This window comes from Azospirillum sp. B4, assembly GCF_000333275.1.
Taxonomy (GTDB): domain Bacteria; phylum Pseudomonadota; class Alphaproteobacteria; order Azospirillales; family Azospirillaceae; genus Nitrospirillum.
The window spans coordinates 1-8,083 of the sequence record NZ_BACU01000491.1 but is presented as its reverse complement, the minus strand read 5'-3'; the positions used below and the strand labels follow the sequence as shown (position 1 = coordinate 8,083).

Annotated in this window: 7 protein-coding genes and 2 tRNA genes; all 9 read right to left on the bottom strand. The window is 65.3% G+C overall.

All coding sequences use genetic code 11. The features are described from left to right. A partial coding sequence (locus tag I55_RS36200; protein WP_148293886.1) for a calcium-binding protein occupies positions 1 to 307 on the bottom strand: 307 nt, incomplete at its 3' end. A 141-nt stretch (positions 308 to 448) separates the two neighbouring features. Then, a tRNA-Lys gene (locus I55_RS21465) sits at positions 449 to 524 on the bottom strand. A gap of 261 nt (positions 525 to 785) precedes the next feature. Then, a tRNA-Lys gene (locus I55_RS21460) sits at positions 786 to 861 on the bottom strand. Between the two features lie 140 nt (positions 862 to 1,001). Continuing rightward, complete coding sequence (gene rodA / locus I55_RS21455; protein ID WP_044562640.1) at positions 1,002 to 2,156, bottom strand: rod shape-determining protein RodA; 1,155 nt, start codon at positions 2,154 to 2,156, stop codon at positions 1,002 to 1,004. After that, positions 2,153 to 4,081 (bottom strand): penicillin-binding protein 2, encoded by a 1,929-nt coding sequence (gene mrdA, locus I55_RS21450; protein WP_252181249.1) that lies wholly within the window; start codon positions 4,079 to 4,081, stop codon positions 2,153 to 2,155. Before mrdA ends, rodA begins: the two co-directional genes overlap by 4 nt. 54 nt (positions 4,082 to 4,135) lie before the next feature. Further along, a complete protein-coding gene (gene mreD, locus I55_RS21445) occupies positions 4,136 to 4,651 on the bottom strand; it encodes a rod shape-determining protein MreD (RefSeq protein WP_044562641.1) in 516 nt (171 codons plus the stop codon). An 8-nt stretch (positions 4,652 to 4,659) separates the two neighbouring features. Next, entirely contained in the window at positions 4,660 to 5,538 is an 879-nt protein-coding gene (gene mreC / locus I55_RS21440) for a rod shape-determining protein MreC (RefSeq protein ID WP_049974368.1), read from the bottom strand. Between the two features lie 115 nt (positions 5,539 to 5,653). Beyond that, a complete protein-coding gene (locus I55_RS21435) occupies positions 5,654 to 6,682 on the bottom strand; it encodes a rod shape-determining protein (RefSeq protein ID WP_040849683.1) in 1,029 nt (342 codons plus the stop codon). A 402-nt stretch (positions 6,683 to 7,084) separates the two neighbouring features. Continuing rightward, the coding region (locus I55_RS21430; protein ID WP_044562637.1) for a 2-isopropylmalate synthase at positions 7,085 to 8,083 on the bottom strand (999 nt) is incomplete at its 5' end.

Here is an 8,083-nt window from a genome sequence, read left to right as displayed (position 1 = left end):
GCACGTCGCCGTTGCTGCCCGTCATTGTGTTGTGACCAGCGCCCCCGACGAACGTGGTTGTCCCATTGCTCCCAAACAAATCATCATCGCCAGCACCACCGTCCAAGTAATCGTTGCGACCGTTGGCGAATAGAATGTCATCGCCATCGCCCCCATAAACGGTTGCACTGTCGGCATTGGCATAAAGTGTATCGTCGCCTGCGCCACCATCAATATAGGTTTGAGTGGACGTGCCAAAAATAGTATCGCTGCCTGCGGTTCCAATTACAGAGTTCGCCGCGCCAGGAGTATTAGAGGGTGTCGCCATAATGCTTGCTCAGCCCCAACAATTGCGCATTCGCAAGCATGTATCACGAAAGCCGGAATGCAACAACCGGACAGACCACCAGGCACAACGACGCATCGCAGTGGTTGCCGGGGCATCGGCAATTTTCAAGGAAGAGAGGAGTGGTGGGTGTACAAGGACTCGAACCTTGGGCCCGCTGATTAAGAGTCAGCTGCTCTACCAACTGAGCTATACACCCGCCCCTCAGAGCCGCCGCCGTGGCGCCGGCCGCCGGGCGCATCGTCCCGGTGAGGGCCGCTTTTTAGCGCCCCGGCGCGGGCTTGTCGACAGAAAAATGACAGAAAAAACGGAAGGGCGCCAGGGACCGCCGAATAGCACCCATGCAGGGTCGATCCGGCCGAACAAGGCGAAATATTAAGGATTGCGCGGGGCCACAAATGCCAATTGCCCCGGCCTTGAGACCAGGGCGACAACTTGGCGATTTCTGATGAAAGAGGAGTGGTGGGTGTACAAGGACTCGAACCTTGGGCCCGCTGATTAAGAGTCAGCTGCTCTACCAACTGAGCTATACACCCGCCCCTCAAAGCCATCGCTTTCGCGGCGGCCGCCGGGGCTTGCGTCCCGGTGAGGGCGGTTTCATACGGCGATAGGCGGCGCTTGTCGACAGAAAAATGCAGGGCTCCGCCGACATGGCGCCCTTGCAGGAACAATGGGGTCAGAAATCACTCATGCCCCGCCGGGACATGCGTACGTCACGATGGACGTGAACGCAGAGCAGCAGGCCGAAACCGATCATGACCGTCAGGGCCGACGACCCACCGTAGGAAATCAGCGGCAGGGGCACACCCACAACCGGGATTAGGCCCATGACCATCGCGATGTTGATGAACATGTAGAGGAACAGGTTGACGGTCAGCCCCATGGCCACCAGCCGGCCGTACTGGTGCCGGCAGCGCATGGCGATGACATAGCCGTAGACCAACAGCAGGGTATAGAGCACCAGGAAGACCAGGGCGCCCACCATGCCCATTTCCTCCGCCAGCATGGTGAAGATGAAGTCGGTCTGCTTTTCCGGCAGGAAGTTCAGGTGGCTTTGCGAGCCCATGAGGAAACCCTTGCCGAACATGCCGCCGGAGCCCAAGGCGATCTTGGACTGCATGATGTGATAGCCATGGCCAAGGGGGTCGTTCTCAGGGTTCAGGAAAGTGTTCACCCGGTTTTTCTGGTAGTCGTGCATGAAGTGCCAGATGACCGGGATGGCGGCCAGCGCGCTGCCGATGACCAGCGCGAACTTCCACAGGCGCACCCCCACCAGCCAGAAGAGGGCGCCCGATACCATCAGCAGCATCAGCGAAGTACCCAGGTTGGGTTGCAGCAGCACCAGGCAGACGGGCGCCACGATCATGACCAGCGCCGGGATGAGAAAAGTGATGCGGCCCGTATCCTCCAGCGAGGCGCCGTGGAAATAGCGCGCCAGGGCCATGACCAGGGTCACCTTCATCAGCTCCGACGGCTGCAACTGCATGAAGCCCAAGTCGATCCAGCGCTGCGCGCCCATGCCGACATGGCCCATCACCTCCACCACGATCAGCAGGAAAAAGGCGATGCCGTAAAGGAAGTAGGAGAATTTAAGCCAGATGCGGATGTCGATCAGCGCCACCACCAGCATCAGCACCAGCCCCACGGCGAAGCGCATGATCTGGCGGGTGGCCCACGGGTCAAAGTTGCCGTTGGCCGCTGAGTAGAGCATGGAGAAGCCGACACAGGCCACAACGGTGATCAGCAGCACCAGGCTCCAGCTGATCTGCCCCAACTTCTCGCCCAGGCTCATGTTGGACTGGGGGTCGAGCCCCATGTCGAGATTGATCATCTGAGGGCCCCTCCCGCCGGTGGCGCGCCGGGCGCCTGGGCTGTGGTGGTGGATGCCGGCGTGTCCGGCGGCGGGCCGGCGTTGGCCTGCTGGGCGCGCGCCGCTTCCATCAACTGGATTTCCAGCAGCAGGTCACGGGCGATGGGGGCCGCCACCGTGCTGCCACCCACACCATGTTCCACGATGACGGCGCAGGCGTAGCGCGGCGCCTGGACGGGCGCGAAGGCGATGAACAGGGCGTTGTCGCGGTCCTTCCACGGTCGCTCCGCTTTCAACAGGCCGGCGTTGCGCTCCGCCATGGTGATGCGTTTCACCTGGGCGGTGCCGGATTTGCCGCCCATCTCGAAACCCGGCTGGGTGATGCGGGCGGCATAGGCCGTACCACCGGCCGAGGTCACACCCGCCATGCCGGCCAGGATGCGCTGGATGAACTCCGGCTTCACGCCGATGTCGGGCCAGGCGGTCTGCTCGGTGTACTCCTGCTCCACCGCCTTGGTCAGGTGGGGCTTCACCGCCTTGCCGCCGCTGGCCAGCCGCGCGCACATCACCGCCAGCTGGATAGGCGTGGCCGTGACATAGCCCTGGCCAATGGCGACGCTCAACGTTTCGCCATCGTACCAGCTTTCCTTGTAGGTCCGGCGTTTCCACTTGGTGTCGGGAATGATGCCGGCCTTCTCGCCCGGCAGGTCCAGGTCGGTCCGGTCGCCCAGGCCGAAGCGGCGGGCCATATCGGCGATGCGGTCCACACCAATGCGCCGCGCCAGGTCATAGAAATAGACGTCGCAGGACATGCGGATGGCGTCGTGCATGTCGACGGAGCCGTGGCCGCCCTTCTTGTAGCAGTGGAAGGTGTGGCCACCGAAATCGTAATGGCCCGGGCAGAAGACGCGGTGGGTGGGATCCACCCCCGCTTCCAGCCCCGCCAACGCCGTCATGGGCTTGAAGGTGGAGCCGGGCGCATAGTGGCCGGCCACCACCTTGTTGGTCAGGGGCGAGGCCTCATTCTTGATCAGGCTGTCATAAAGGTCCTGGGGAATCCCCATGGCGAACTGGTTGGGGTCGAAACTGGGGTGGGAGGCCAGGGCGAGAATGCCGCCGGTCTGCACGTCCAGCAGCACGGCGGCCGCACTCTCATGCTCCGCCAGGCGCTGCTGGGCGAAGTACTGCAGCTTGGCATCGATGGTCAGGGTCACCTGATGGCCGGGCTGGCCATCGTTGCGCGCCAGTTCCCGCACCACGCGGCCCACGGCGTTGACCTCCAACTGGCTGGTGCCGGCGGTACCGCGCAAGGCCAGGTCATGCTTGCGCTCGATGCCGCTCTTGCCGATACGGAAGCCCGGCAGGGAAAGCAGCGGGTCGCGGGCGTTCTGCAACTCCTGCTCCGACACCACGCCAACATAGCCCAGGATATGGGCCGCCTGCTCGCCGAAGGGGTAGGAGCGCACCTGCCCCACCTCGATGGAGACGCCGGGCAGGTCGGGCAGGTTGACTTCGATGGCCGAGACCTGGTCCCAGGTCAGGTTCTCCCGCAGGGTCACGGGCGCGAACGAGCGCAGCCGGTCCACGTCACGCGAAATCCGGCGACGGTCGGCATCCGTCAACGGCAGCAGCTTGACCACCTTGTCCAGCGTCTCGTCCACGTCATCGGTGCGTTCGGACACCAGCACGGCGCGGAAGTTCTGCTCGTTCACCGCCAGGGGCACGCCGCTGCGGTCGACGATGATGCCACGCGAGGGCGCCAGCAGGCGCAGCGAGATGCGGTTGTCCTCCGCCAGGGTGGTGTAATGATCGCCTTCCAGGACCTGCAGATAATAGAGCCGCGCCACCAGGGCGGACAGCGCACCGGCCTTCAGCCCGCCCAGCACCAGGGTGCGGCGGTTCATGACGCGCTGGCGTTCGGCGTCCCTATCGATCGCGTTGAACATACCGTCGAAAACCTTTCATGCGGGCGCCCTGGAGCGCCGCGACACGCCCTCGGATCAGTTGGTGCTCAACAGGCTGCGATGCAGCTTGCTGAGGCACCAGGCCGGCAACGGGAACAGCACGATGGCCAGCAGCGCCTGGGCCACCACGTTGCCCGGCCCCACCAGATGGGCCGTCATCAGGCTGTAGGCCACCCACTGCACCGCCCCGGCGCCGACAGCCACCAGGGCGAACCCCAGCCACAGGAACCAGAAGGAATTGCCCAGGAAATAGCGCCGCTGCGTCAGCACCAGCCAGTAGGCCAGGACGTATACCAGCGCGCTCATGCCCAGCGGCGATCCACCCAGCAGATCTTGCAGCACCCCGACGCCGAACGCCAGCAGCGGCCGCAACAGGTCGGGGCGATATATCGCCCAGTAGTAGATGGACATCAAGGTCAGCGGTGGCGCCACGAAGGAGTAGTCGGGCAGTTGCAGGGGCATCATGCCGATCAGCATGGCCGCCACCGTGGTGCTGAAGGGGACCAGGTTGCGTCCGGCCTGGTCCAGCCGCTGCCAAACGCCCACCGCCATGGCGGCGTTCACTGCATGGCGCCGGGCTGGGCCGCCTCGGCCGCCAGTCCGCCGGGAATGCCGAAGTCGACCAGTTGCACGTATTCGATGCGCGACAGGTCGACGATGGGGGTTACCCGCGTCTCCCCCTCATGCGTGGTGGCGACGATGCCCACCGGCAGGCCGGCAGGGAACAGACCGCCATGGCCGGAGGTGAAGACCCGCTCACCCACCGTGGGCTCGACCCCGCGCGGGATGTACATGAGGCGCGGCTGGTCGGAGTTGTCGCCCGATAGCATGGCGCGCTGGCGGGTGGTTTCCAGCACCACCGGGATACGGGCGTTCAGATCGGTGACCAACAGGATGCGCGACGACCATTCCCCAACCTGCACCACACGGCCGATGACACCCTGGCCCGCCATGGCGGCCTGGCCGCGGCGCACACCGTCGCGCTGGCCGGCCATCACCACCAGGGTACGGACGAAGGCGCCGCCGGGATCGGCGATGACGCGGGCGGTGATGTAGGAGGCGGCCGGGTCGGGCTTGTAGGCCAGCAGACCGCGCAGGGAGTTGTTCTCAGCCTCCAGCCGTAACGCCGTCTGCTGCCATTGGCGCAGGCGCTCGTTATCCTCGCGCAGGCGCTGGTTCTCGGCATAAAGCGCCGTCAGCTGGCGGCCGGATTCAAGGACGCCGGCCACGGCGCCGGCGGGGCGGGCGATGAAACCCAGGATGGGGGCGAAGGCGTCGGTGACGCGGGCGCGGGCGGCGTCGATGAACACGGGGTCGGCACGCGTCATCATCATCAGCCCAATGGCGGCCAGCACCATGAGCAGAAATGAGAAGCGCTGCAGCAACGCCCGCATGGGTGCTGCGATCCTGAGCGCGGTGCCACCGCTGCGCGTCTTCACAGGCAGTCCCCGTCCCGCTACAGGGGGCCCCGGCGCAACACCCGGCCTGGGTGCGGCGCCGGCCCCTACTCTACACCAAAGCCTGCCGCCCATGTGGGCGACCGACACCCCTTCGTCAATACATGCTGATCAGCACGTTACGCAGGGTCTTCATCTCTTCCAGCGCCCGGCCCGTGCCCAGCGCCACGCAGGACAGCGGATCGTCGGCGATCGACACCGGCAGCCCCGTGGCGTGGCGCAGCACGAAATCCAAGTTGGACAGCAGGGCGCCGCCGCCGGTCAACACGATGCCCTTGTCCACGATGTCCGCGGCCAATTCAGGCGCCGTATGTTCCAGCGCCACCTTCACCGCTTCAATGATCTGGCTCACCGGTTCGGCCAGGCTCTCAGCGATCTGGCGTTCGCTGATGATCAGTTCCTTGGGCACGCCGTTCATCAGATCGCGGCCCTTTATCTCCATCACCCGGCCCTCGCCATCTTCCGGCGGGCAGGCGGAACCGATTTCCTTCTTGATGCGCTCGGCCGAGCCTTCGCCCACCAGAAGGTTATGGTTGCGGCGGATGTAGCCGATGATGGCCTCGTCCATCTTGTCGCCGCCCACGCGGACGGACCGGGAGTAGACGATACCGCCCAGCGACAGGACGGCCACCTCGGTGGTGCCGCCACCGATGTCCACCACCATGCTGCCCGTCGGCTCCGTCACCGGCAGGCCGGCGCCGATGGCCGCGGCCATGGGCTCCTCGATCAGGAAGACGCGGCGGGCGCCAGCGGCCTCGGCCGATTCCTGGATGGCCCGGCGCTCGACGGCGGTCGACCCCGACGGCACGCAGATGATGACCTGCGGGCTGGCGAAGCTGCGGCGGTTATGCACCTTGCGGATGAAATGCTTGATCATCTCTTCCGCAACTTCGAAGTCGGCGATGACACCATCGCGCAACGGACGGATGGCCTGAATGTTGCCCGGCGTGCGGCCAAGCATCAGCTTGGCCTCGTCACCGACGGCCAACACCTGCTTCTTGCCGCGCACGTTCGCAATCGCGACCACGGACGGTTCGTTCAGGACAATACCGCGACCCTTGACGTAGACCAGCGTATTGGCCGTGCCGAGGTCGATCGCCATATCGGCGGAGAAAATGCCAAGCAAGTTCGTAGGACATCGGTTAGTGGGTTGCGGGAAGTGGCCTGCGGACCGCGGCTCCCTGGGAAACCAGCATCGCACCGCCATAGGGGTTGCATAGAACAGAATCGCTAAGCCGCTCAAGCCCTGATGAGGCCCAGGGGCGATTTTATCACGGCGATGCGGGATGCGCCCGGCCCAGCGGCGGTCCACGAAACACAATGGGGCGCTTTCAAGGCGGCGCGCCACCCTCGCCGCTCAACCGGATCACCCCCGCAACCTCCGGGCGTACGGGTAACAGGCCACCCCCGCCCGCCCGCCGGCCGGGGGGCGGGACTCGGGATCAGAGCTTTTCCGTCACGCGCTGAAGCGGCGAAAAAGCTCCACTTTCTTGTTCCATCGCGCGATCGACGCTTCAGACGGTCAACGTCACGCGCTGATGGCGGCAGGCGCCGTCTTCTGCCGCTTCACCAACAGTTTGTTCAGGGCGTGCAGATAGGCGCGGCAGGTGGCGACCAGGGTATCGGCGTCCGCACCTTGGCCGTTGACGGTCTTGCCGCCCTCCTCCAGCCGCACGGTCACCTCCGCCTGGGCGTCGGTGCCGGCGGTCACGGCGTGCACCTGATACAGCTGCAGCCGGGCGTCATGGGGGAAGACCAGCTTGATGGCGTTGAACACGGCATCCACCGGGCCGTTGCCGAAGCTGACCACCGGCGCCACGGGCTGGCCGCCCACCGTCACCTCCAGCACGGCGTGCTGCGGCCCGCGCGAGCCCGCCACCACCTGCAGCGAGACGAACTGGATGTGGTCGTGCTGGCGGCCCACCTCGTCATCGATCAGGGCGATGATGTCCTCGTCGAACACGTCCTTCTTGCGGTCGGCCAGATCCTTGAAGCGGCGGAACGCCTCGTTCACAGCGTTGTCGCCCATGTCCTCGTAGCCCAGCTCCTTCAGCTTGGCGCGGAAGGCGGCGCGGCCGGAATGCTTGCCCATGACCAGGGTGGAGCGATTCAGGCCCACGGACTCCGGCGTCATGATCTCATAGGTGCCAGCGTGCTTCAGCATGCCGTCCTGGTGAATGCCGGACTCATGCGCGAAGGCGTTGGTGCCGACGATGGCCTTGTTGGGCTGCACCACGAAGCCGGTGATGGTGGAGACAAGGCGCGAGGCGCGCGTGATGGCCTCGGTCTTGATGCCCGTCTTGTAGGGCAGATAATCGGCGCGGGTGCGCAGCGCCATCACGATCTCTTCCAGCGCCGCGTTGCCCGCGCGCTCACCCAGGCCGTTGATGGTGCATTCCACCTGGCGGGCGCCCCCGGCCACGCCGGCCAGGGAGTTGGCCACGGCCAAGCCCAGGTCGTTGTGGCAATGGACGGAGAAGATGGCCTGGTCGCTGTTGGGCGTCTTTTCCCGTACCGCGCGGATCAG

What these genes read in the sequence shown, in the direction of transcription:
- mreD (WP_044562641.1), bottom strand. Translation starts at nt 4,651, where the DNA reads ATGGCGGTGGGCGTTTGGCAGCGGCTGGACCAGGCCGGACGCAACCTG.
- mrdA (WP_252181249.1), bottom strand. Translation starts at nt 4,081, where the DNA reads ATGTTCAACGCGATCGATAGGGACGCCGAACGCCAGCGCGTCATGAAC.
- rodA (WP_044562640.1), bottom strand. Translation starts at nt 2,156, where the DNA reads ATGATCAATCTCGACATGGGGCTCGACCCCCAGTCCAACATGAGCCTG.